At 46.4% G+C, this 25,733-nt stretch carries 22 protein-coding genes; 2 read left to right on the top strand and 20 right to left on the bottom strand.

Translation table 11 applies throughout. The features are described 5' to 3' along the window. Positions 1-155: 155 nt before the first annotated feature. The 7 genes from NSQ57_RS08355 to citZ form a co-directional block, all read right to left on the bottom strand. The gene (locus tag NSQ57_RS08355) at positions 156-887 is read right to left on the bottom strand and encodes a response regulator transcription factor (protein WP_013309604.1); all 732 of its coding nucleotides are present in this window, start codon (positions 885-887) and stop codon (positions 156-158) included. A 128-nt stretch (positions 888-1,015) separates the two neighbouring features. Continuing rightward, positions 1,016-2,818 carry an ATP-binding protein gene (locus NSQ57_RS08350; protein WP_029516626.1) on the bottom strand — a complete coding sequence of 601 codons (1,803 nt, stop codon included), beginning with the start codon at positions 2,816-2,818 and terminating at the stop codon, positions 1,016-1,018. 119 nt (positions 2,819-2,937) lie between these two features. Next, positions 2,938-3,807 (bottom strand): SDR family oxidoreductase, encoded by an 870-nt coding sequence (locus NSQ57_RS08345; protein WP_029516625.1) that lies wholly within the window; start codon positions 3,805-3,807, stop codon positions 2,938-2,940. A gap of 213 nt (positions 3,808-4,020) precedes the next feature. Then, positions 4,021-4,437 carry a hypothetical protein gene (locus NSQ57_RS08340; RefSeq protein ID WP_134904278.1) on the bottom strand — a complete coding sequence of 139 codons (417 nt, stop codon included), beginning with the start codon at positions 4,435-4,437 and terminating at the stop codon, positions 4,021-4,023. A gap of 325 nt (positions 4,438-4,762) precedes the next feature. Then, complete coding sequence (gene mdh / locus NSQ57_RS08335) at positions 4,763-5,704, bottom strand: malate dehydrogenase (protein WP_028542892.1); 942 nt, start codon at positions 5,702-5,704, stop codon at positions 4,763-4,765. A gap of 16 nt (positions 5,705-5,720) precedes the next feature. Continuing rightward, positions 5,721-7,016, bottom strand: coding sequence for an NADP-dependent isocitrate dehydrogenase (gene icd, locus NSQ57_RS08330; protein ID WP_029516624.1), 1,296 nt, complete (start codon positions 7,014-7,016; stop codon positions 5,721-5,723). Positions 7,017-7,167: 151 nt separating this feature from the next. Next, positions 7,168-8,280, bottom strand: coding sequence for a citrate synthase (gene citZ, locus NSQ57_RS08325; RefSeq protein ID WP_029516623.1), 1,113 nt, complete (start codon positions 8,278-8,280; stop codon positions 7,168-7,170). Between the two features lie 345 nt (positions 8,281-8,625). On the opposite strand from citZ, the gene ytvI reads away from it, so the two are divergent. Continuing rightward, entirely contained in the window at positions 8,626-9,744 is a 1,119-nt protein-coding gene (ytvI, locus tag NSQ57_RS08320; RefSeq protein WP_039269897.1) for a sporulation integral membrane protein YtvI, read from the top strand. 29 nt (positions 9,745-9,773) lie between these two features. Here ytvI and NSQ57_RS08315 read toward each other — a convergent pair whose 3' ends face one another. The 7 genes from NSQ57_RS08315 to NSQ57_RS08285 all read right to left on the bottom strand — a co-directional run bounded on the left by NSQ57_RS08315 (position 9,774) and on the right by NSQ57_RS08285 (position 16,117). Then, complete coding sequence (locus NSQ57_RS08315; RefSeq protein WP_013309596.1) at positions 9,774-10,172, bottom strand: FxsA family protein; 399 nt, start codon at positions 10,170-10,172, stop codon at positions 9,774-9,776. Further along, complete coding sequence (locus NSQ57_RS08310) at positions 10,169-10,687, bottom strand: thioesterase family protein (RefSeq protein WP_342425904.1); 519 nt, start codon at positions 10,685-10,687, stop codon at positions 10,169-10,171. Before NSQ57_RS08310 ends, NSQ57_RS08315 begins: the two co-directional genes overlap by 4 nt. Before the next feature lie 134 nt (positions 10,688-10,821). Then, positions 10,822-12,111 carry a pectate lyase gene (gene pelA / locus NSQ57_RS08305; protein WP_342425903.1) on the bottom strand — a complete coding sequence of 430 codons (1,290 nt, stop codon included), beginning with the start codon at positions 12,109-12,111 and terminating at the stop codon, positions 10,822-10,824. A gap of 287 nt (positions 12,112-12,398) precedes the next feature. Next, positions 12,399-13,241 (bottom strand): phosphate ABC transporter ATP-binding protein PstB, encoded by an 843-nt coding sequence (pstB, locus tag NSQ57_RS08300; protein WP_039269891.1) that lies wholly within the window; start codon positions 13,239-13,241, stop codon positions 12,399-12,401. Positions 13,242-13,258: 17 nt separating this feature from the next. Then, positions 13,259-14,155 carry a phosphate ABC transporter permease PstA gene (pstA, locus tag NSQ57_RS08295; protein WP_023987910.1) on the bottom strand — a complete coding sequence of 299 codons (897 nt, stop codon included), beginning with the start codon at positions 14,153-14,155 and terminating at the stop codon, positions 13,259-13,261. Then, complete coding sequence (gene pstC, locus NSQ57_RS08290) at positions 14,155-15,087, bottom strand: phosphate ABC transporter permease subunit PstC (RefSeq protein WP_165145291.1); 933 nt, start codon at positions 15,085-15,087, stop codon at positions 14,155-14,157. The genes pstA and pstC overlap by 1 nt, the downstream gene beginning before the upstream one ends. A gap of 106 nt (positions 15,088-15,193) precedes the next feature. Further along, on the bottom strand, positions 15,194-16,117 hold the full coding sequence (locus tag NSQ57_RS08285; protein ID WP_039269889.1) for a phosphate ABC transporter substrate-binding protein: 924 nt from the start codon (positions 16,115-16,117) through the stop codon (positions 15,194-15,196). Between the two features lie 207 nt (positions 16,118-16,324). On the opposite strand from NSQ57_RS08285, the gene NSQ57_RS08280 reads away from it, so the two are divergent. Then, positions 16,325-17,215, top strand: a complete 891-nt coding sequence (locus NSQ57_RS08280) for a LysR family transcriptional regulator (RefSeq protein ID WP_340931832.1) — start codon at positions 16,325-16,327, stop codon at positions 17,213-17,215. Positions 17,216-17,314: 99 nt separating this feature from the next. Here the strand turns inward: NSQ57_RS08280 and pyk are convergent, their stop codons facing one another. The 6 genes from pyk to NSQ57_RS08250 form a co-directional block, all read right to left on the bottom strand. Then, complete coding sequence (pyk, locus tag NSQ57_RS08275) at positions 17,315-18,745, bottom strand: pyruvate kinase (protein ID WP_342425902.1); 1,431 nt, start codon at positions 18,743-18,745, stop codon at positions 17,315-17,317. Between the two features lie 125 nt (positions 18,746-18,870). Beyond that, positions 18,871-19,854, bottom strand: a complete 984-nt coding sequence (locus NSQ57_RS08270; RefSeq protein WP_039269886.1) for an acetyl-CoA carboxylase carboxyltransferase subunit alpha — start codon at positions 19,852-19,854, stop codon at positions 18,871-18,873. Next, entirely contained in the window at positions 19,855-20,748 is an 894-nt protein-coding gene (gene accD / locus NSQ57_RS08265) for an acetyl-CoA carboxylase, carboxyltransferase subunit beta (protein ID WP_342425901.1), read from the bottom strand. Positions 20,749-20,928: 180 nt separating this feature from the next. Beyond that, complete coding sequence (locus NSQ57_RS08260) at positions 20,929-21,117, bottom strand: hypothetical protein (RefSeq protein ID WP_013309585.1); 189 nt, start codon at positions 21,115-21,117, stop codon at positions 20,929-20,931. Between the two features lie 153 nt (positions 21,118-21,270). After that, entirely contained in the window at positions 21,271-21,768 is a 498-nt protein-coding gene (locus NSQ57_RS08255; protein WP_023987905.1) for a phosphatidylglycerophosphatase A, read from the bottom strand. Positions 21,769-21,934: 166 nt separating this feature from the next. Then, the gene (locus NSQ57_RS08250) at positions 21,935-25,612 is read right to left on the bottom strand and encodes a DNA polymerase III subunit alpha (RefSeq protein WP_342425900.1); all 3,678 of its coding nucleotides are present in this window, start codon (positions 25,610-25,612) and stop codon (positions 21,935-21,937) included. Between the last annotated feature and the right edge of the window lie 121 nt (positions 25,613-25,733).

The raw sequence follows: 25,733 nt of genomic DNA, 5'->3' as shown, positions 1-25,733 counted from the left end.
CTGAAGTCCCCTTTTTTTAACTACTTGGAGTGACGGGAACATCATATCGGTCATTTGTTGATTCTAGCGTCTAGTTTTGTTAATGAAATGTAAAATCACAAAATGGACACAAAGGTCCCCGGACACTGCGCTGAATAAAGAAAAACGCTCCTCATTTATAATAAATGAGAAGCGCTTCTTTTTTTATTTACAACCAGCTTGTACCCCACTCCACGGATCGAATCGATATGAACCGAGTCGGGATCAAGCTCCAGCTTTTTACGTAAGGAGCTGACGTGCACATCCACGGTCCGTTGACCGCCAATATAGTCAAAACCCCAAACAGCATTCATCAGATCATCCCGGGTCAGGACCACACCCGGCTTGCGGGACAAATAAAGAAGCACCTCAAATTCCTTGGGTCTGAGGCTGATGGACTGACCTCCAAGAATGACTTCATATTTTTCAGGGTAAATCTCCAGCTCGCCCAATTGAATTTTGGAGCTATCTTTCTGATCAGACAACACTCCTTCATCCCCACCGGAAGTTCTTCGCAGCACAGCCGTCACGCGGGCCAACAGCTCAGAAACGCCAAAAGGCTTCGTGATGTAATCATCCGCACCCGACTTCAGCCCTTGGACAACCTCGGCTTCACCGTTTTTGGCCGTTAAGATAATAATAGGCGTCGTCAGCCCCTGATGGCGAAGTCTGCTCAGAATGTCCAGCCCGTTCATTCCCGGCAGCATCAAATCCAGCAGGATCAAATCGTAGGACTCTCTGGAGGCTTTCTCAAACCCGGCACTGCCATGATCCTCCGTATCCACTTCGAAGCCTTCTTGTATCAAATTGTAGGATAGCAATCTGGCAAGCGTTGGTTCATCCTCAATAACCAGTAAGCGTTGTCCCATAAATAACTTCATCTCCTGTTTACCTGTTAAAGGCGCATTGGTCAAAATCCTGAAACTTTTTCCATACTCATGCGACACCCGTTTATTTTATCACGGCATTGTTAACAGAATGTAAAAAATGTTCTAGTTCATTCTTCCTGTTGCAATAGCGGTAATTCAACTGTAAATGTAGTACCCAATCCAAGCTCACTTTCCACCGAAAGGGTGCCATGATGCAAATCGACCAAGTGTTTGACGATCGACAATCCCAGCCCCGTTCCGCCAGAGTTACGCGAGCGACCTTTGTCCACCCGGTAAAAGCGCTCAAAGATACGTGGCAGGTCCTTCTTCGGAATTCCAATACCTGTATCACTGACTGTAAATACGACCTTTTCGGTGTCATTCTCCCGCTGTATCGTTAGAACCTTAATCTTTACCTTGCCACCATCAAGTGTATAGTTGATGCCATTAGACAAAAGGTTCAGGAAAATCTGCTGAAGCTTATCTTCATCTGCCTCCATAAACAGCTCATCCGGGATATCCATGTGTAGTGAAATTCTTTTTTTGGCAGCTACATTGTTCAGTTTTTCCAGCAATGATTCTATGAACGACGAAACGTGCACCGGCGAGCATTCCAGAGGGGAACGCTTGGACTCGATTTTGGACAGCTCCAGAATATCACCGATCAACCGATTCAATCGTTCGCTTTCATCATATATAATTTGCAAAAATGAACGGGCCGTCTCCTCATCTTTAACCCCGCCACCGAGCAAGGTCTCGGCAAAACCCTTGACTGCGGCAATCGGCGTTTTTAGCTCATGAGAAACGTTAGCCACAAATTCGCTCCGCATATTTTCCAACCGTCGAATAGCCGTAATATCCTGTAAAAGGAACAGCATCCCCCGGTATCCGCCCTCATCCTCATACATCGGAACACCGTCCAGCAACACGAGTCTCTCCTCGGGATTGTACAAATGAACCTCACCATGCAGCCTTTCTCGGCTTTGTATACTGCCCTCAATTAGCTTTGTGAGCTCATAATGCTTCTTCAGCTCATGATACGGCTTGTCTGTCACCCGTTTACCCACGACACCGAGCATTCGCTCAGACTCACGGTTTACAAGCGCAATACACTCATTTGCATCAATCATTAGAATTCCGCCTGTCATATTACTCATGACACTCTGGAGCAGATCCTCATTGTCACGTATCGTTTTCATTTGGTTTTGGAGACTATCAGCCATACGATTAATGGCTTCACCCAGTTGCCCTACCTCGTCCCGGCGCTGCACACCAACCCTTGCGTCATAATCCAGTCCTGATATACGGTTGGCTACCCCAGTAATATGTTCAATGGGCGAGGTGAGACTGCGAGCAATACGATAGCTCACCAGTCCAGCAGCAATAAACAGCAACACTAGACCAATCCCGATGGCCGTCCAGCCGCGCTGCACTCCCTCCTCCACCGCTTTCAGACTCATGGACAAACGGATATATCCGTCAAAACCCTTATCCGATACAACAGGCTCTGCAACGTATAGCATGTTCCGCTGCAAGGTTTCGCTGTAACGAATCGTGCGTCCAATCTTCTCTGTTGAAGCTTGCTGAATTTCTTCACGAGATGCGTGGTTTTCCATCTTTCGCGGATCGCTTAACGAATCTCCAACCACCGTCCCGTCCTTGCGAATGAAGGTCACCCGCGATTCCGTAAGACGAGCAATTTCCTTCGCCTTTTGAGAATAATAAGAGACATAATCCGTGCTGGACAGGGCATCTGCATTAACAAAAGGGAATGTAGCTCGAAGCAGGTCGATCTCCCGTCCCATGTTCTCCTCTAGCACCTTCATATTCGAATTTTTAAAAATTTGTCCCATCGTGATTCCAGCAGCAAGGACAGATACGCCAATCAAAATCAGCATGATCAGGGTAAGCCTGAAACGAAACGATTTCATAAAATATGCCCATCCTTTATGTAAGTTAAGTCTCATTCTACAGGCTACCTTCATTATGTTCCACTGTGAAAAGAAAAAAGGCTAGGGCATAACACAGCCCTAACCTTTCCCTTGTCCTTTTATCCGTTTATAACTTCACCGCCATTGATATGAATAACCTGTCCGCTTACATAAGAAGAATCATCTGAAGCAAGGTACACATAGGCTGGCGCCAATTCTTCCGGCTGACCCGGACGCTTCATTGGCTGCGCTCCTCCAAACTCGCTGACCGTCTTGGCATCAAATGTAGACGGGATTAACGGTGTCCAGATCGGCCCTGGTGCTACAGCGTTCACCCGAATGCCTTGATCCGCCAAATTGAGTGAAAGGGAACGTGTAAAGGATGTGATTGCCCCTTTGGTCGATGAATAATCAATGAGTGTTTTGTTCCCAGCATACGCGGTAATCGATGTGGTGTTGACGATCGTGCTCCCTTTCTTCAAATGCGGCAATGCTGCTTGCGTCAAGAAGAACATACCGAAAATATTCGTTCGGAACGTGCGCTCTAACTGTTCTTTGGTGATATCCTCCAGCTTTTGCTGTGGATGCTGCTCCGCTGCATTGTTCACAACGATGTCGAGCTTGCCCAGTTCGTTAACTGTCTGTTGAACCGCTTTTTTGGCAAATTGATCATCTCCGATATCGCCAGGAATCAACACGCATTTGCGTCCCTCCTGTTCCACCTGACGTTTTGTTTCTTCCGCATCCTTATGCTCATTCAAGTAGATGATGGCTACGTCCGCGCCTTCTTTGGCATACGTGACAGCTACAGCCCGACCAATTCCACTGTCCCCACCAGTAATAAGTGCAACTTTACCTGTTAGCTTGCCAGCGGCTTTGTAAGTTGGTTTTTCAAATTGGGGTGCAGGCGACATTTTGGACTCAATCCCCGGTTGCTGGTCCTGATGCTGTGGGGGCAAAGTTTGCTGAGGTTGATTACTTTTAGACATTGTACATTCTCCCTTCAAAATCAGATATTTTTTAGGATGCAACATTTGCATCCACTCTACTCCTGAATTACCACACAAAGTTATTCGTTAAACGAAAAAAGAACAATGTAGTGATTTGAGCGCAAAAAAAACGGCCTATGCTTATTCAGCACAGACCGTTTTTCAATTTAGCATTTGTCATCATTCGATTATAGACTCTCACTAAATGCATAATTAAATAATATGGCTGTATACCATTAAAAACGTAATTAAAATCAGGAAGACGGCAAGCAGCGTACTGAACATTCGCATTTTGCCAGCATATTGCGTAATAGGCTGTTGGCTACGAATCGCTTCCAGCGACAGCCGTAACGGCTTACCCATGGCTCCCGCAATACCAGAAATAGCGAGAAACAACAGCAAAACGACAACAATCCATGCTACCGAATAAGAATTCCAGGCAAAAATCATATAGATACCGCTAACAAGCACTAAGATCAGCGCAAATTGAGCCAAACGGTTCAATAGCTGAACAGCCGATATCGTTCCTTCCTGCACGCTAGGAGCCAATTTGTCGATTTTGCCCACCACGAAGGGGAGCAATAAATAAAAACCCATCGCCAGTGATCCAATAATGTGAATAAAAAACATTTTACAACCTCCACTTCTTTGTTTTCTTACAAACTTTTTTTCCATAGAACGATCATATTCCAACGAATGACTACCATCTTTTCAGTGTTTTGGGACATGCTTTTCTATGTCAGGATTTTGCAAAGTCCTCATGTAACTATCAATGCATATGAACTCTATTATACCGGGGAAGTGAGTCAAAGCAAAGGAATATGGCGGGGAAAAGAAAGAAAACCAATAGATTTCTTATATTCTGTTTATGAGTAAAAGAGGTGTCCCGCGGCCATGACTATGGCTTAGGGACACCTCTTCAGGTAATAGTCACCGTTTTAGTAGAAAATTGAATCTAAACGGTAACTATTTTAATCACACTGCGGACCGACTCCGCGGATTGATCGAGCGCTGCTTTTTCTTCGGCTGTCAATTCCAACTCGAACACTTTTTCGATGCCATTGCCACCAAGAAGTGTCGGTACGCCAAGGAATAAATCCTGATAGCCGTACTCTCCCTCCAGATAGGCGATGACTGGGATAATCCGTTTTTTGTCTTTTACAATCGCTTCCGTCATCTGTGCAAGCGAAGCTGCCGGAGCATAATATGCGCTACCATTACCCAACAGGTTGACGATCTCTCCGCCACCGCCGCGTGTACGTTGTACGATCGCTTCGATACGTTCCTGCGAAATCAGGGTTTCGATAGGTATACCTCCAACACTGGAATAGCGTACCAGGGGCACCATATCATCACCGTGGCCCCCCATAACGAAGCCGCGCACGTCTTCGACGGAAACGTTAAGCTCTTGTGCAATAAAGGTACAATATCGCGCTGTATCCAGCACACCGGATTGGCCAATAACCCGATTTTTCGGGAAACCCAGCGTTTGGTAGGCAGTATAGGTCATAGCATCTACCGGATTGCTCAGAATAATAACAATAGAATCTGGCGCATACTTCTTCACGTTCTCACAAACGGATTTTACAATTCCTGCGTTCGTATTTACCAAATCATCACGGCTCATACCCGGCTTGCGTGCAATCCCAGCTGTAATAATGACGATATCTGAGTTAGCTGCATCCTCGTAATTGGAAGTGCCCGTGATCTGACTGTCAAATCCCTGTACCGGACCGGCCTCCAAAATATCAAGCGCCTTGCCTTTGGTCGGATTCTCTAGTTGCGGAATATCGATCAGTACGATATCACCTAGCTCCTTTTGAGCCAGCAGCAATGCGGTAGTGGCACCGGTAAAACCGGCGCCAACAATGGATATTTTTTTACGTTGAATGGACAAGTGGTATTCCCCTTCCTTACAGGTTACTAATAATGGTATCTGCGAACTCGGAGCATTTCACTTGTGTAGCACCATCCATCAGACGAGCAAAGTCATAAGTTACAATCTTCTTATTAATGGACGTCTCCAGCCCTTTGTAAATCAGGTCAGCCGCTTCTTTCCAACCCAAGTGTTCAAGCAACATTACGCCCGACAGAATGACGGAACCAGGGTTCACTACATCTTTGTCGGCGTATTTTGGTGCTGTACCATGTGTAGCTTCGAAGATAGCATGCCCTGTTACATAGTTAATGTTCGCACCTGGCGCAATACCAATGCCACCAACTTGGGCTGCAAGAGCATCGGACAGATAGTCCCCGTTCAGGTTGAGCGTAGCAATCACATCAAATTCAGAAGGACGAGTCAGTACTTGCTGAAGTGCGATATCAGCAATCGCATCCTTGATAATGATTTTGCCTGCATCTTCAGCTGCTTTTTGAGCTGCATTAGCCGCATCCTCACCGTCTTTTTCCTTGATTACATCATATTGGGCCCAAGTAAATACTTTATCTGCAAATTCTTCCTCAGCCACTTCATAACCCCAGTTTTTGAAGGCACCCTCGGTAAATTTCATAATGTTACCTTTGTGTACAAGCGTTACACTCTTGCGTCCGTGGTCAACTGCATACTGAATGGCTGCCCGTACCAGACGCTTTGAACCCTCGGAAGAAACTGGCTTAATGCCAATACCAGAGGTTTCAGGGAAACGGATTTTGTTCACACCCAGCTCTTGCTGGAGGAACTGAATAACCTTTTTCACGTCTTCGGACCCTTCAGCATACTCGATCCCCGCGTAAATATCTTCTGTGTTCTCACGGAAAATAACCATATCTACCAATTCAGGACGTTTCACTGGAGAAGGAACACCGTTAAAATAACGAACAGGACGCAGACATACGTATAAATCCAGTTCCTGACGCAATGCCACATTCAACGAACGGATACCACCGCCAATAGGTGTCGTAAGCGGACCTTTAATGGCTACAATATACTCACGGATGGCTTCCAAAGTATCGTTAGGGAGCCATTCGCCGTATGTATTGAAAGCTTTCTCACCAGCGAATACTTCATACCAGGCAATCTTTTTGCTACCGTTATATGCTTTTTCTACAGCTGCGTCCAGTACGCGCTTGGAGGCTTTCCAGATATCGCGACCCGTGCCGTCACCTTCGATAAACGGAATTACCGGATGGTTCGGAACCTGTAGTTGACCGTTATCAATCGTAATTTTTTCGCCTTCAGTTGGGAGCTCAAACTTTTCAAATTTCGCCATAAGTTCCTTTTCCTCCTCAGATATGAATGGGTACAGGACGAAAGACATGATCTTTATCACAGACAAAAACGTACATCTCTCGTCGTCCCCTCTATTGTACCTTATTTTTTAAATTCAGGGTATACAACCTCAATCTTCCTTCGACAAGGGGTTAGCGCAACTCTGGTGATACGTATTTTTGATCCATTGGACCTGTATATTCGGCGCGAGGACGAATCAGGCGATTATTTTCATACTGCTCTAAAATGTGCGCTGTCCAACCGGATACACGACTCATAGCAAAAATAGGTGTAAACAGGTCTCTCTTGATACCCAGTTGGGTATAAACAGAGGCAGAATAAAAATCCACATTGGGCTTCAAGCCTTTTTGTCCTGTTACAATTTCCTCAATTCGAACTGACATATCAAACAACGTTGTGTCGCCGTTCATTTCCCCCAGCTCGCGGGACATTTTGTGCAAGTGCTTGGCACGCGGATCACCGTTTTTATAGACTCGGTGTCCAAAGCCCATAATTTTTTCGCGATTATCCAGTTTCGCCTGGATATAGGAGTCCAACTGATCCAAACCACCAATCTCCTCCAGCGTTTTGGCCACAGCCTCATTGGCCCCGCCATGCAGTGGTCCTTTTAAAGCTCCAATAGCAGACGTGATTCCGGAATAAATATCCGACAATGTGGCTACCGTTACACGCGCAGCAAAGGTAGAGGCATTTAATTCATGATCGGCGTGCAGCACGAGAGCCTGATTGAACGCTTTAATAGCCGTCTCCTCTGGATCCTTGCCAGTCAGCTGATACAAAAAGTTTTCAGCGATAGAAATACCTTTTTTAGGCGCAATCGGCTCCAAGCCCTCGCGTATACGTGCTATAGCTGCCACAATGGTAGGCAATTGCGCCTGAAGCTTGACGGTTTTGGTCACATTAGACTCTCTCGACATATCATCCGCCTCTGGGTCATACAAAGCGAGAGACGATACGGCTGATCTCAAGGCAGCCATCGTGCTCAAATCTTTCGGATATAACTTTAATTGAGTAACAATTTCATCCGGAATAGCAGCGTATTCGCTTAACTGGTTGCGAAGCTCCTGCAATTGCTCTTTATCAGGTAATTTCCCAAACCACAACAAATAAGCTACCTCTTCAAAATCGGCGTTAACAGCCAAATCATCAATGTTATAACCCCGGTACGTGAGAACGCCATCTACGATAGAGCTTATGGAGGAAGTGGTCGCTACGATCCCTTCCAGACCTTTAGTCGCTGTCATCGTTACATCTCTCCTTTGTAAAAACATTGTGAACGGACTTGCAATGTAAACATTTTCAAAAGTAAGATATGCCTTTTAAATAGCCGAGTAATGTTAACGCCATATGTCAATATTTAAACCTTCTTTCACTATACTGGATTTTGTCGTTTATGTGAACATTGAGGGCTATTCCAACACATTCAAATGTTTTATCGCTTCCATAAATAAATTTTTGAAACCCCTTACAAAAAATATTGATTCATTTGCACTTTTTTACACAGGTCTTGTCTCCCCCCTTTCCCGCATATGTATAGTAGAGCATTTATTTTATGAAATACTATCGTAAAAGAAAGGAGTCGTGAGAGCTTGAGCCGGTTAATCCTGAATCGCATATTTCGTGCTCTATGGGTGGCAATCGTGATTGTAGCTCTGTTATTGGGCATATATGTGCTTTTCCCTCTCGTCTATCCTTTCCTATTCGCCTGGCTTGTGGCTTATGCCATGAATCCACTGGTTGGTTTTCTGCGTAACAAAGCCCGTATGCCACGTTGGACGGCTGTCACGTTCTCATTATTTGTATATTTAGGTGGAATTGCAATTATCCTATCTGCAGCAATCACCCGCATAGTCCGAGAAGTTATAAAGTTGGCCATGACTTTTGACGGGCATATTGAGCGTTTTAAAAGCCTGTTTATCGATTGGACACAAAGCGATTTGATTCAAAATGTAATTATTGAAATTAACCATTTTATCCGGGATAATCCGGATTACCAACATACCATTAACAGTAATATTGATAAAACAACTCAAACCGTCAGTTCGGCTGTCACTACGCTAGTCGCTCAATTTTTTAATGGGGTTTTGAACTTGCTGACCTCTCTGCCTAATATGGGAGCAGTTCTAATGGTTATTGTATTAGCAGCTTTTTTTATTAGTAAGGATTGGGACCGACATAGTCGGATGCTCGCAAACACGGTTCCTGATACGATTCGCAAGCCATTGTCGGATATATGGCACGATCTACGTAAAGCACTGTACGGCTATTTGCGTGCACAGTTTATTATCATCTCCATTACGGCATTAACGGTCATTGTTGGGCTGTTCATATTGCGTGTGGAATCCGCCTTTACCATCGGTTTAATGATCGGGCTGGTGGACTTGCTACCTTATTTGGGGGTTGGCATTGTGATGATTCCGTGGATACTGTATGCGTATATGTCTGGTAATTTGGCGCTAGGGGTAGGATTGTCGATCCTTTATATCATCCTGTTGATTGGACGACAGATCGTGGAGCCTAAGGTGCTGGCCAGCAGCGTGGGCTTAAACCCGCTTCCCACCCTTATCGGTATGTTCATCGGGCTCAAGCTATTTGGCGTTTTAGGACTCATTATCGGACCTGTATCACTCATTGTCGTTGATGCACTGAATCGTGCGAATGTCATTCAGGACTTGCGCAATTATATTCTCGCTGGAAGAGTCCGCTAGATCATGGATAGGAAAAACAGCAACTCACGTCAAAACCGCCGAAACGTAATACTGCCGTTTTTCATTTTTTTCTCCAGCCACTTTAATAAAAAACGTCGGTACAACGCTCGTGTTAAAGGGAACACCAACGTAAAACCAATAATATCTGTTAAAAATCCGGGGATAAGCAGCAAACTCCCACCAAAAAAGACACATAATCCATCCAGCATTTTACGGCCGGGCATTTGTCCCCGATTCATTTCATTTTTCGCATCGGCAATCACCTTACGACCTTCAAATTGCATCATGGCAGCCCCGATTAGCGTCGTCAGAATGATGAGTAAAATCGTTTTGCCTGCTCCAATCCAGTGACTTACCCATATAAACCCGTACAGCTCCGCCAAAGGAATGAGCAGCAGCAACAGCCACAGACGTTTACGCATCATCATGACTTCTGTCCCTCCCCGCCTGTAAAAGCAAACCTTAATGCAGTGTACAGCTCAGGTAGCGCCTGGTCCAGTCGAACGGGCTTCCATTCGGTGTTCACCCATACGTGACGTGTCATCCCAGTGACGAGCAGCTCTCCCGGCAGCGTGTCTGCCTGGGTCCATACCTTTCCCAGAGACCTTTGATGCTCATCATCCGTTACCCGCCGAACCTCATAGATATAGTTTAGACGCAGTCTGGAGAAGTCGGTAATTGCGGTATAAACGGTAATTAAATCATCATATCGAGCAGGACTCGCATATTTCGCATTGATTTCAATAACTGGCAGCAAAACTCCACGTTCCTCCATGATCCGATAGTTAAAACCCGCCTGTCGGATCATTTCGGTGCGCCCGATCTCAAACCAGTTCAAATAATTGGCATGATATACGACCCCCATCTGGTCGCTTTCCTGATAACGGACACGTAGCGGTGCGCCATACCAGCGTAATTCCGTTTGTTTCTCCTCTTGAGTCATACAAGCTCTCCTATCTTTGTGCATCTTTATCTCTATTTTGCCCTCTCTCCATTAAACCATATTTACAGCCCGGGAACAAAAAGAGGGCAGACCGACCGGTCCTCCCTCGCAAATCATATATAATAATGCCTTTATTATTGTGGCAACGGCTTGGACAGTTTATAATATCCGCTATCCGAAGCCAGCTTAAGCAAGCTCTTAGCTTGGCTTCCCGCCCAGGCGTAACCGAGTCGTCTTTCCTCACTAATTTTCATGATGTCGGTATACTTTTTGCCATCCCGGTCTGAAAAGAAGTATTTATTGTCTTCCACATTATAGAACCGATACCACATTACACTCGATGCGTCCTTTTGGAAAAACTCCGGACCTTGACGATTGTATTTCATACCGTCGATTCGGTTCGCGTCAAACCATTTCAAAGCACTTTGAGCCGCTTTTTTCACTTCAGCGGTTTGCGGCTGGGACATGAGAAAAGCAGTAATGCCTACTGATTCCGTAGTTGTTTTGGAAGGTAACTCAAATGCCCGGGCTTCAACAGATGCATAAGTAGCCGGATCGTGCTGTGCACCCCAGATTGTTGGTGTACCATTATTTACAATTTGAGATTTAATTGTGTACTGGATACCTTTGTTTAGCGCTTGCTGAAGTCTGGAGCGGTAAGAGTTATCCAGAATATCGCTATCAAACGGCTGCTTCTTGTTCACGATATCGTCAGCCAAAACCATAACTCTGACCATTGCATCATCATTATAAGTTACAGCATCGGAATAATTACCACGTTTAGGGTATACTTGAGGCCAGCCACCGGAGGAATATTGAGAAGTTAGTACGAAGTCAACTGCTTTTTGTACACTGATCTTAATGTCTTTATTTTTGGTTTTTTTGTATACATCCGCCAAAAAGCGAATCTCGGTTGTCGTCGCCTCGTTATCGAACGTTCCGAGTTCAACACCATCCTTGCTCTTCCATGTGGAGCGTGCAGCTTTGCCATCCCATTTGGATTTATAATTCTTTTCCATAGCTTTGAAGAATCCGCCATGTGGCAATTGCCAAGATACAATATTTAAGGCAAGTGTAGTATCCTTGGATGTATTCCCCGTAGAAAACTTACTGAAATCGCGCATCTTGTTTAGGATGCTGTCTGTATTGACAACAGCGGTTGGCTTCGCCACAGCCGACAGCCCAAATAATTGCTCACGATCCAACACACCTGAATTTACATCGTCACCATAAACGTCCCGTCCCACAGCTGAATCTGTGGTAAGCTCATAAGAAGCAGTAGCCGATTCACGTACCGAATCATATGTAGCCGGCACAATCTCCTGTGCCGCAACCCATGAGGGACTTAGGAGCCCTGACGTTACTGTAATCGCCAAACTTGAAAGCGCTATCATCTTTACAGTTGGACACATCTTCTTCTTCATTTGAACCTCTCCCTTATTTTAAGTTGGGTCATTGCGTTCAGTTTAACCTATACATTCTTGCTGAGGATTCTTTTGGATAACGAGAGGAACTGAACCACTATTTATGCATGATAAATAGTTACTTGTATTATATGAAAATATATCCAATCAATCAATATATTTTAATTTACTAATAGATTAAAAAAGTTAAAAAACTTTGAAAACAATAAAAATCCTCTTACTAATGCTGGATTAGTAAGAGGATTTTACGTAAAGCTAATATAAAGTAGGTCGATGAGCAACATCGCTTAACCAAATCTACCCATGATGTACTCCTGAGTCAACTCATTTTCAGGATTCGTGAAAATATCGTTCGTTTTCCCATGTTCAACCAGACTTCCGATATAAAAATAAGCAGTATAATCGGAAATTCGTGCAGCCTGCTGCATATTGTGCGTCACAATAACGATGCGCAATTCTTTTTTCAATTCGGTAATAAGCTCTTCTACCTTGCCTGTAGACACAGGGTCCAGCGCTGAGGCTGGCTCGTCAAGTAACAGAATTTTCGGTTGAACGGATAGAGCACGTGCAATGCAAAGCCGCTGCTGTTGCCCGCCAGACAGCGCTAGAGCGGAGTCGTGAAGGCGATCCTTGACCTCATCCCATAATGCTGCTTTACGCAGGCTGCTTTCGACGATTTCATCAAGCTGTTTCTTCTTGCGCACCCCACGGTATTTAGGACCGAAGGCGATATTATTGTAAATGGATTTATAAAAAGGGTTGGGACGCTGCCACACCATGCCAATTTGCTGACGCAGCTTGATCACGTCCGTTTCCGGTGCCGTCAAATCCTGTCCATCCATCCAGATGTGCCCCGTTGTAGAGGAAGATGCAATCTCATCATTCATCCGATTAAGGGAGCGCAAAAAGGTCGATTTACCGCAGCCGGAAGGCCCGATCAGGGCAGTCACTGTCTGCTCGGGAAAGGCTAGATTCACTTTTTTCACAGCCTCAAAGCTACCATAATAAATACTCAAATCCTCAGTACTGAACGGATGCGGCGGTTGCCCCACAAGCTGTTCCGAACGCGTAGACTGAACGGATGTTGCTGGTGCGGCGGTTTTTGCCGTTCGCGTAATCACATGTTCCATTGTTCTCCATCCCCTTTCTAATCCATACGTTTGGCAGCTGTCAGACGGCGGTATACAACTCTTCCGAACCATCTTGCACTCAAGTTGAATGCAAGCACAAGCAGCACCAGTACGGCAGAAGCGCCTGCAGCAATATCTTTGGAGTCAGGAGCAATCCCCTCACTATTGACCTTCCAAATATGAACAGCCAATGTCTCAGCAGGTCGCATCGGGTTAATAGGCGATCTAGCATGCAATGGATTCCAATCAGTAAAATCAAGCGGCGGCGTACTCATCCCTGCTGTAAACAGCAATGCTGCGGCTTCCCCGAAAATACGGCCTGCGGCCAAAATGGTACCCGTAATCAAGCTTGGCAGCGCAGCTGGCAACAAAATGGAGGTAATGATTTTCCACTTGGACAATCCAAGCGCAAGTCCAGCTTCCTTTTGCTCCTTCGGTACAGCTCGGAAAGCCTGCTCCGTTGTGCGAACCATCAGCGGCAGGTTAAATACGGCCAAAGCCAAGGCTCCTGATAAGAGGGAAAAGCCAAAATCAAACGTATTTACGATAAGTAGTAGTCCAAACAATCCGATGACGATCGACGGGAACGAGGACAATACTTCGACGACCAGTCGTATAAAGTCCGTAATTTTCCCCGGCTTTGCATATTGCGCCATGTAAATACCTGCGCCCCAGCCAATCGGAATGGTGATAATCAAAGTTAAGATTAACAAAAATACGGAATTAAATAGTTGTGGGCCAATACCACCGCCTGCACGTAATGTTTGGGGAGCACTGGTTAAAAAGTCAAAAGAAATATGACTGACTCCGCGGGCCAAAATGAAGCCCAGTAATCCCACCAAAAGTGCAACAATGAACAAAGCGAAGAAACAGATTACAAATGTAGCGATCTTGTCGGTCGTTTTAGCTTTCATCAAACCCGGTTTCTCCTTTCAAGCAGCCTTACCAGCAGCACGAAAATGAATGTCATGAGCAGAAGAACAAGCGCCATGCTCCAGAGAGCATTGTTATGAACGGAGCCCATCGCTGTATTCCCCATACTAAGTGTAATGACGCTGGTCAAGGTCGAAGCGGATTCCAGCAAGGAATGCGGTATGTGCGGAGCATTCCCGATTACCATCTGTACAGCCAACGCTTCTCCGAAGGCACGAGCCATACCGAGAATAATTCCTGTTAAAAGAGCAGGCAACAACGTCGGAATAATAACACGAGCAATTGTCTGCCAGCGGGTAGCACCCAAAGCATAAGAGGATTCACGTAGCCCCCCCGGCAAGGAAGACAACGCATCCGCCATAATACTCGTAATCGTCGGCAAAATCATGACTGACAACACTAGGCAGCCTGCCAGAATGCCGATGCCTTGTCCTCCAAACACGTTCCGCAGCAGCGGGACGATCACGGTCAAGCCGACAAAGCCATATACAACAGACGGAATACCGGATAATAATTCAATCGCGGGTTGAAGGATACGTTTACCCGATTTCGGTACAATTTCCGTCATAAATAAAGCCGCACATAAGCTGAGCGGACTGGCAATTAAAGCCGCCAGTATGGTTACTGCAAAAGAACCCGTAATAAACGGAAGTGCGCCGAAGGACTTAGGCTCGCCATCCGGACTCCATTTGGTTCCAAAGAAAAACTCTCGCAGACTGACTCCATTCACCGCAAATGTAGCTACACCTTTGGAGGCAACAAAATATACGATGGAGACAATAACCGCAACTAAAAAAACGACACAAACCGACGTATATATGCGGCCGGTCCATTCTTCCCAGTAATGTCTTTCTTTCATAACTCGGGATCGTTTATTCTGTTCCCTGTATGCCTTCCCTTCAATTGGTCCCATACTGTAACTCCTTTAACCGAAGAATAGAGGCCGGACGCTAGTCCGCCTCTTCTTCGTGAATATACTCGCGTTAGCTGCGTTCATCGAACAGGAGGTGTGACTCTCCTTATTTCGTGATATTACCGTCAGCATCACGTTTCACTTGCATACCTGCTACTGGAATGTATCCCAAGTCTACGACATCCGTTTTTTGGATTTCATCTGACAGAATGTAGTCCAGGAATGCTTTCACATGCTCTTTTGGCTCACCTTTAGTGTACATATGCTCGTAAGCCCACACTGGATATTTACCTTGTTCTACATTTTCAACGTTAGCTTCAACGCCATCGTATTTCAAAGCAGTTACTGTGTTGTCGATGTAGGACAGAGCCAGATAACCAATCGCACCCGGTGTTTCAGCAATCAGCTTTTTCACAGTACCGGAGGAATCTTCTTGAATGGAGCCCGGCAGATCTTCTGTTTTTTGTCCCAATGCGTATTTTTCAAATGTTGCACGAGTACCGGAGCTGCTTGGACGGTTTACAATAACGATTTTTTGATCCGCACCGCCAACTTCTTTCCAGTTTGTGATTTTACCTGTGAAGATTTGTACCAATTGATCTTTTTTCAGGTCTGTAACGCCTACTTTAGGATTCGCTACCGCTGACATGGCTACAACAGCTACTTGGTGATCGACCAGCTCATCTGCACCGCTCTCCAGTTTTTCTTTTGCAAACACGTCGGAGTTACCGATGTCCGCTTGTCCGCCGGAAACCTGAGTCAAGCCAGTACCGCTACCGCCGCCCTGTACTTGAACTGCAATGCCTTTATATTTATCGACAGCCATAAATTTTTGTCCCGCTTGCTCTACCAATGGTTGAAGTGCAGTGGAGCCCACAGCCAGAATGTTTCCTGTCAGTTCAGCAGCTGCTTTATTGTCTGTTCCTGTAGCAGCTTCTCCTTGTGGTGCAGCATTGTTACCTGATCCACAAGCTGCAAGTGCAAATACCATGGTGAGAGTCATCAGAATGAACGGCCATTTTTTCAACATTTTTTATTGTCCTCCCCTTAGTTAAGTGACGGTTTTTTATTTATGACCATCAACACTTTTACATTGTAGGCCTGGAATGTTAGACGAACGACGTGGTTTTGTAAAACAAATATAAAATATTGATAGATAAATTATTTTGCGGTATATAATTAATCTATAGTATGAAATTCACTTATGAATGACATATAAGGAGAGCTGTTGGATTCCATGAATATTCTAAAATTGCGTATCTTGATGCTAATCGACAAATTCCATAAGGCGACGGATGTGGCCGAAGCTTTGCAAGTCAAACAACCTACCGTCAGCTTTCATATGAAAAGCTTGGAAAGGGAAATGGGTGTTTCCCTATTCTCTCTTCAACAAGGCAGGATTATGCTAACGGAAGCTGGAAAAAAATTATTACCTTACGCAAAGCAAATCATCTCTCTGGAGCAAGAAGCTAGACAAGCTGTAGATGAACTGACAGAAAAGTCACAGGGTCAATTACATCTGGGTGCTGAGTCGATATCAGGTAGCTATCTCCTCCCCACTTTGATGGCTAAGTTTGCTGAGCGGTATCCAGATTGTCGTATTCAGTTGGAGATTCAATCCCCGGATGCAATTAGGCAGCTACTGAAACAGGGGGAAATTGATTTTGCTTTTCTCGACGATAGAGGATCTCTTCCAGAGTATACGGTGGCAGAGCCAGTGGCTTCAGATCAAGTAGGAGTTATCCGTTCTGCACGTGCACCTGAAGTCAAATTAGAGGAGTTCGATGGAACCGATATGCTGGACAAGCACACATGGGTAAAATATAGCGGTTCATCCGTTGTAGATCTGTACTCCTCGCTAGTTAAGCCCCATCTGGAAATCAACTCTTGGGAAGCGGTAAAGCAAGTCGTAAGCGGCGGAGAGGCGCTTGCCTTCTTTCCTGCAAGCGGAGTCGATAATCATGAAAATGCTGCTTCCTCGGTGGAGTGGCTTCCTTATCCCGAGGCTGATAACAAAAGGAGCCATTATCAAATAAACATCGTGTATCAACAAGATACACACATGAACTTAATGCAACAGGCATTCCTTGATTTCATACGACAAGAAGGACTAGAAATAAAAAGCTAGAGAACATAAAAAAGAGCATCCAAGTCTTATTGACTTGAATGCTCTTTTGCTTGTTGTAACGATACATACAGCCTCGGTATTATTTCACGGAGGCTTTAATTACGCTTGTGCTGGAACGCAGCTAATTTTGATCAGGTTCGTAGAACCGGAATCACCAAGAGGTACGCCCGCAGTAATCACAACCAAATCGCCCTCTTTAACGAGGCCAGATTTGCGACCACCTTCCAGCGCGTTGTCAAACAGACTGTCTGTTGTGTCAACGTTTGGTCTGCCTTGTACTGCATGTACGCCCCAGATCAGAGCCAAACGGCGAACTGTTCTTTCCTGTGTTGTCACAGCAATAATCGGAGCTTCTGGACGGTATTTAGAAATCATACGCGCCGTTGTTCCGCTTTGTGTGGACGTCAGAATCGCTTTAGCATGCAAGTCAAGTGCAGAAATAGAAACAGATTGGCTGATTGCTTCTGTGATACTAATCTCTTGAGCCGTTCTTTGTTTTTTGAACAAATCACGGTAGTTCAGAGAGGACTCAGCTTTTTCTGCAATACGTGACATTGTCAATACGGATTCTACTGGATATTTACCCGCAGCTGTTTCGCCGGACAGCATAATTGCATCTGTTCCGTCAAAAATAGCATTCGCCACGTCACTTGCTTCCGCACGAGTCGGACGCGGGTTACGTTGCATGGAATCCAGCATTTGTGTTGCCGTAATAACAGGCTTGCCAGCTACATTACATTTGTTAATCATCAATTTTTGCGCCAGAGGTACTTCTTCAGCAGGAATTTCCACACCAAGGTCACCACGGGCAACCATCAGGCCATCCGAAGCTTCCAAAATTTCGTCCAGGTTGTCCACACCTTGCTGATTTTCGATTTTGGAAATGATTTGAATATGACTTGCGTTGTGTTTCGCCAGCAATTCACGAATTTCCAGTACATCACTTGCTTTACGAACAAAAGAAGCCGCGATGAAATCAATGTCCTGCTCAATGCCGAAAATGATATCATTAGCATCTTTCTCCGTAATACCAGGCAAAGAAATTGCAACGCCTGGAACGTTAACGCCCTTCTTGCTTTTGATCGTTCCGCCATTGACAATGCGGCATTTGATTTCAGTGCCTGATACTTCAATAACGGTGAGTCCGATCAGACCATCGTCGATCAGAATGGTGGAGCCGGGCTCCACGTCCGAGGGAAGATCTTTGTACGTAATAGAAATACGATCTTGCGTACCGAGAATTTCTTCCGTTGTCAGCGTAATGAACTCGTCCTGAACAAGCTCAATAGGTTCAACTTCGAGCTTTCCTGTCCGGATTTCCGGCCCCTTCGTATCGAGCAAAATAGCAACATTTTTGTTAAGCTCCTTACAAGCTTGACGGATGTTTTTAATCCGGTTGCCATGCTCCTCGAAATCACCGTGAGAGAAATTCAGGCGGGCTACGTTCATACCAGCCAAAATCAGTTTCTTCACATTTTCCAATGACTCACTGGAAGGACCGATGGTACATACAATCTTAGTTTTGCGCATTTGGGTTTTTCCTCCGTTTTCAAAGGTGCTACTCTTTATATCTTTTTCCAACAATTAAATCTACTACACTTTTTCCTATTTGTATAGGAAGTTCGTCATATTTATTGTTACCCGTTTACAGCGTATTACAACATAGGTTCAGTTTCCGAAGACTTCAAGAAGGTGTATTGACCTATTTTTCGGAATTTCTGATACCGATCTTCCCTCAATTCATCGCAGCTCATATTGGTAAGTTCCGCCAAATGACGTTCCAATAGCTCCTTGATTGCGGCAGCGGTCACTTCATAGTTACGATGCGCGCCCCCTTTCGGCTCCGGCACAATATCCTCGATAATTTCCATGCGCAGGAGGTCATTAGCCGTAATCTTCATGGCTTCAGCTGCCTGATCGGCCTTGGAAGCATCTTTCCATAGAATCGAGGCTGCACCGTTTGGAGAAATGGCCGAATAAATGGCATGTTCCAGCATCAGCACACGGTTACCGACTGCAAACGCAAGCGCACCGCCGCTTCCACCCTCGCCGATGACCACACAAATAACAGGCACCGAAAGCTTTGCCATCTCCCGCAAGTTGCGGGCAATCGCTTCCGATTGACCTCTCTCCTCTGCTGTATTACCCGGATAAGCGCCCTTCGTATCAATGAATGTAATAATAGGGCGTTTAAATTTCTCAGCCTGCTGCATCAGACGCAAGCCTTTACGGAATCCTTCCGGATGGGCACTACCAAAAAAACGTGCAATGTTATCTTTCGTATCCTTACCACGCTGCTGGCCAATGACGGTCACCGGAATACCATTCAGCTTGGCAATCCCGCCTACAACCGCCAAATCATCTCCAAACAAGCGGTCGCCATGTAATTCAATAAAATCCGTAAACACCTGCTCTATCAGATCAAGAGATGTTGGTCTTTGATGATGACGAGCCAAATGCATTTTTTGTGGTGCTGTAATGTTCGAATATATTTCTTCTTCCATCTCGAGATAACGTTCCTCGAGACGGTTGATTTCATCTGTAAAATCAATTTGCTTATCCTGTCCGAATTGCTTGAGTTCTTCGATCTTCTGTCGCATCTCGACCAGGGGCTTTTCATAAGGCAATTCGCCAGCCATCTATTCCTCCCCTTTCACACTGTGTAGATCAAGCAGTTGCCCAAGGGTATCTCGCAGTTCCTTGCGATGTACAACCATATCCAATTGTCCGTGCTGCAAATTAAATTCAGAAGTTTGAAAATCATCCGGCAGCTTCTGTCTGATTGTCTGTTCAATTACAATACGCCCTGCAAAACCGAATACAGCTCCTGGCTCTGCGATATTAATATCTCCAAGCGTAGCAAAGCTAGCGGATACTCCACCTGTAGTCGGGTCGGTGATAACAGAAATATAGAGCAAGCCCTGCTCATCCAGACGAGCAAGAGCAGCACTTGTTTTTGCCATCTGCATCAAGCTTAAAATACTTTCCTGCATACGTGCCCCGCCGGAAGTCGAGAAAATAATTAGCGGCCGACGCTTGTCTATTGCTTGCTCAATGGCGCGCGTAATTTTCTCTCCTACGACTGAACCCATACTACCAGTAAAGAAGTCAAAGCTCATCACAGCAACGACAACAGGATGTCCATAAATAAGGCCGTCGCCCGTAACGACAGCCTCTCGCAAGCCAGATTTCAGGGTCTGTTGCTCCAGCTTGCTCGCATATCCCGGAAAGTCCAGCGGGTCAACCGAAATCATATCGGCATCATATTCCGTAAACGTGTCTTCGTCGAGCACCATGCGAATACGATCCATTGCATTCAAACGCATATGGTATCCGCACACCGGACACACTTTCAAATTCTTTTCTAGTTCTTTGCTGTATTGAATACTTCCGCACTTGCCACATTTGGTCATAAGACCTTCGGGAATTTCCCGTTTGGGACGATCCGGCATGTCCGCTTGATCGCCGCTCAGCGCCCGTTCCGAAGGGATGGTCGCGTATTTACGCTTCTTTTGGAATAAATCTTTAAACACAACTACACCTCTCCAGCCGTTTATTTGTCAGCCGTAACCGATACAAGGTCCTCTACCGTCTATGCGGCACCTCTAAGCATTATGTTCATACACACGTCAACGCCTGTTCCTAAAACATTACCGCCGATCGTGCATCCTTTGTTCCACTCATGCTGCTGTATCACTTCCGCCGTTCCGGACTCAAGGGCGCAAAATCGAATTAAGCACTTCCTGAATTTCTTCGACTTCACCCGAAGGCACAAGTATCTCAAACTGTTGCTTGGATGCGCTGATGGCCCGGGCCTGCACCATAAAACCTTCTTCAGACAGTTTGAGCTTAATCATGTCAGCCAGTCTGGCCGTCGGTGCAATATAAATCACCGTCCACATGCCTTGTTTCTACCCCCTAAGCCTCAAGTTTTGAGCCCATATAATAGACTCATGATAACATACCTTACTTTTTTCCCGCAACAAAAGCCCTCCTGATCATTTAAGTTCCGTCGGAGGGCCTAGAAAATCATCAACTCTGTTTACACAGGTCAACTAAGCGTCCAATGATGCAGGATAATGCTTGGCATGGAGACTCCGATGTGCAATTCGCGAAGAAGCAGCGGCAGCCAGTCCGGCGACAAGATCGTCTAAAAACACATGAATACCACTGCCTTTTTGGTTCAGCTGTTCGATAATCCCCGTCTTTTCCTTATCCAGATAACCAAAACTGGTTAAGCCAATCATGCCGTACACACTCGTAATTCCAAGAGCTAGTGTCTCGTCCACTCCGTACAGCGGTTCGTCTGCCTCCATAATGGCTTGCAGCGGCTGAGGGAGAAGTTTTTTTTCAGCCAATTCATCGAGCGCAATGCCTGTGAGCAACGTATATTGAACCTCGCGCTTTTGCAAAACCGCTTTGACACTGTCTATACATTCTTCCATCGTCAAATGAGGATAATATTTTAGCTGAAGCTGAAAAACAATGTCCGCAATGGACTCGATACGAATGCCTCTGCGATTTAACAAAGTTTCTGCATACTCATAGGACATAATTTCCCTCCCGCTTTCACTGTGCAGTTCTATTCTTTCACCGTGCGGGCCCTTATGGTGCAGGGTACGTGTTGAACCTCTGTTCCGCCAGTTTTCCAAGTGTATGCGGGAGGAAAGGAAAATGTTCATTAAACCGTTACAATGAGGGCGGGTTACTGTGTGCCTATTATTTGACTTTCACCGTGCCTTCACCCAACATCGACTCCATTTGATCAAACAGCTGTGGAGAGGGCTTAATGCTGTAAGCATCGCTCAACGCCAGCAGACGCTGGTTGCTCTCATAAAAAAGTACGGTAGGCATAGCACCGGGATGCTCCTGTAGCAGCGCCTTGAGACTGACCAACAAGCTGGCGTCCTCCTCAGCCTGGCGGGTGATCTTGACAAACACCCGCTGACGAGTGGTCGGCTCCGCGCTGCGCGGGACCGGCACCTGCTCACCGCGAGCCGCTTCGACTCCGCGCGGTGAAGCCGCCGCCACGGGGCGATCCGCCTTCGATTGAGGCGAAGCAGATGCAGTGGCTGCCGAAGGCGGGGACGACACACGCGACGCGCTCCCGCCTGGGCCGCCAGCGGCAGAACCAGCAGCTGGTAAGGATGCTCCAGCTGCGGCGGACGAGCGCGTACTGGCACGTCGGCGCTGGAGGAGCCGTGCCAGCGAGTCTTCCGCCAGCGGGGCGGTCTCATCCGCAAGGAGCTTGAAGTGCTCGTCCTGCTGCTGCATCTTGGCTCGAAGCGTAAGCAAAGCCCCCTTTTCAATCCACTGCTGGCTCCGCTTCCACACCTCAGGAAACAACACAACCTCACAGCGCTCAATCTGATCCTCCAGCTCAATGAAGGCCATAGCCTTACCCTGCTTGGTCGTAATCGTTTTGAGTGACACTACCATGCCTGCGGTCACAACAACCGTTTCATCTGGCACATCGCCCAGCTCCATCAGACGATCCGCCTCGCTGTTTTCCAAAAGCGACTCAAAATCATCCAACGGATGCCCGGATAAATACAGTCCCAGCAGTTCACGTTCCAGCTCTAACTGCTGGCTGGCACTGAATTTGGGTACATTGGGGTATTCGATATCCCAATTGGGCATTTCCACAAAACCAAACATATCAATTTGCAAGTCATCCCGTTCCTTGCGCCACTTGACGGCTGCATCCACCGTTTCATCCAGCATGGCAAGCAACTGTGCCCGATGACCCGTCAACGAATCAAAGGCCCCTGCCTGAATAAGCGATTCAATTACTCTCTTATTACATACTCGCAAATCGACACGTCGACAAAAATCGAGCAGGCTGTCGAAAGGCCGTTCCTTGCGAACAGCGAGAATGCTCTCCATCGCCTGTGTGCCAACATTTTTAATTGCAGCCAGGCCGAAACGGATGCTTCCTTGCTGTAATGGAGTAAACAGCACCCTGCTTTCATTTACATCAGGCGGCAACACTGCGATATCCATACGACGGCATTCGACGACATATTCAGCCACTTTCCGATGACTTCCCATCACCGCCGTCAGCATTGAAGCCATGAATTGTACTGGATAATGTGCCTTTAGATAAGCCGTCTGAAATGCTAGCACACCATAAGCAGCTGCATGAGCACGCGGGAAGCCGTAGTCAGCAAAACGAACAATCATATCGTAAACCCTGCCGGCCTCCTCCTCCGTGTATCCCTGCTTGATACTGCCTTCAACAAAATGTCCGCGCTCCAGATCCAGCACTTCGCGCTTTTTCTTGGACACAGCCCGGCGCAACAGATCGGCTTCTCCCAGGGAAAAGCCCGCCATGCGCGAAGCAATCTGCATGATTTGCTCCTGATACACAATAATACCGTACGTATCCTTTAAGATCGGTTCCAAGTCAGGATGCGGATAAGAAATCTCGATCTGACCATGCTTGGCCTGTATAAAGTTAGGAATAAAACCCATTGGACCCGGACGATACAAAGCCAGGACAGAAATGATATCCTCAAATACACTCGGCTTCAAATCCTTGAGTACCCGGCGTACACCGGCCGACTCCAGCTGGAATACACCTCCTGTATCTCCTTTGCCCAGCAAGTCATAGGTATGGGGATCGTTATCGGGAATACGGCTAAAATCAGGCGTGTCTCCATGCTCTTCCGCAATCCAGTGTATGCACCGTTCAATAATGGAGAGCGTACGCAGCCCAAGGAAATCCATTTTAAGCAAACCAATGCGCTCTAGATTTTCCATCGAGTACTGCGTCAAAGGTACTCCTTCGCTCCCCTCTTGCAGCGGAACCGCATCGGTCAATGGAGTCCGCGAAATGACAACACCCGCTGCATGTGTCGAAGCATGACGAGGCATTCCTTCAACCTTGATCGCCATATCCAACAGTTCACGTGTCTTGGGCTTCGTTTCATATAGTGTTTTCAGCTCCGGGGTAATTTCCAGCGCATGACGGATATTAATGCCCAGCTGCGCCGGAATCAGCTTGGCAGCCTTGTCTACCTCTCCATATGGCACGTTCAATGCACGACCGACGTCACGGACAGCGGCTCTTGCCGCCAGCGTTCCAAAGGTGATAATTTGCGCTACATGCTCATTTCCGTACTTCTGTACTACATAGTCGATAACCTCGTCACGCCGCTCATCACTAAAGTCAATATCTATATCCGGCATACTAATTCGTTCAGGATTCAGAAATCGTTCAAAGAGAAGGTTGTATTTCATCGGATCGACATTCGTGATGTTAAGCACATAGGCAACCAAACTGCCTGCTGAGGAACCACGCCCTGGCCCCGTTGCAATCTTATGCTTATGTGCGAAGGCAATAAAATCCCATACAATCAGGAAATAATCGCTGAAACCCATACTGTCAATGGTATTCAACTCATAGTTTAGCCGTTGGTTCAGCCTTTCCCGTTCCTCCGGCTGCTCCCATCCGGAATCGCTTCCATAGCGACGCTCCAGCCCTTGCACGCACAGATTGCGTAAATAGGACGAAGAGGTCATTCCTTCCGGCAGCGGGCGATATTCAGGTAAAATGGATTGACCGAATTCCAACTCCAGTTCGCATTTTTCAGCAATACGCACCGTGTTGGCGATGGCTACTGCCACATGCGGGAATAAACGAGCCATATCCTCCTGACTTTTCAGATACAACTGACGTGTTGGTATACGCAAACGCTCCTCATCGTCAACTGTCTTTCCTGTCCCGATACAGATCAGAACATCCTGCACGTCCGCATCTGGCTCAGTCAAGTAATGCACGTCATTCGTCGCGACCAGTGGAATATCCAGTTCCTTCGCCAGTGCGATCAAGAGAGGATTTACACGTTTTTGCTCCGAAAGACCATGGTCCTGGAGTTCCAGATAAAAATCATCGCCAAAAATGTTACGATATCGTTCCGCTGCTCGTCGTGCCTCGGCTTCCCGACCATGCAGTAAATGCTGCGGCACTTCACCGCCCAAACAAGCGCTCAGGCATATGATGCCTTCGTGATGGGCAGCCAAAGCCTCCATGTCGATGCGCGGCTTATAGTGAAAGCCCTCCAAATGGCCGATGGAGCACAGCTTCATCAGATTTTGATAGCCTGTTTTATTTTTGGCGAGCAAAATCAAATGATATATGGGCTGATCCTTGCGGCTGCCACGCTCCTTGCGCGATCCTGCCGTCATATAGGCCTCACACCCAATAATCGGCTTAATGCCGTTCTCTACACACGCTCTATAAAAAGGAATGGCACCGTACATGACTCCATGATCTGTAAGGGCCAGCGCCTTCATTCCGTAAGCTGATGCCTGTTTGACCAACTCCGCGGTACGAGCCGCGCCGTCCAGCAGGCTGTACTCGCTATGAACATGCAAATGCACAAATGAACTCATGCGCTTCTCTTCCTTTCACCGCTTGATTTTCTTCAAACTATTTTATCATATCCGCGTTAGTAGCGCCCATAGAATAAAAGTACAGACCTCGGCGGACAAGCGCGGTCTTGATTCGTATACC

The sequence above is a fragment of the Paenibacillus sp. FSL L8-0502 genome, from assembly GCF_038593055.1.
GTDB classification, from domain to species: domain Bacteria; phylum Bacillota; class Bacilli; order Paenibacillales; family Paenibacillaceae; genus Paenibacillus; species Paenibacillus polymyxa_D.
The sequence above is the reverse complement of the archived record's forward strand: the minus strand, read 5'-3'. Positions and strand labels throughout refer to the sequence as shown.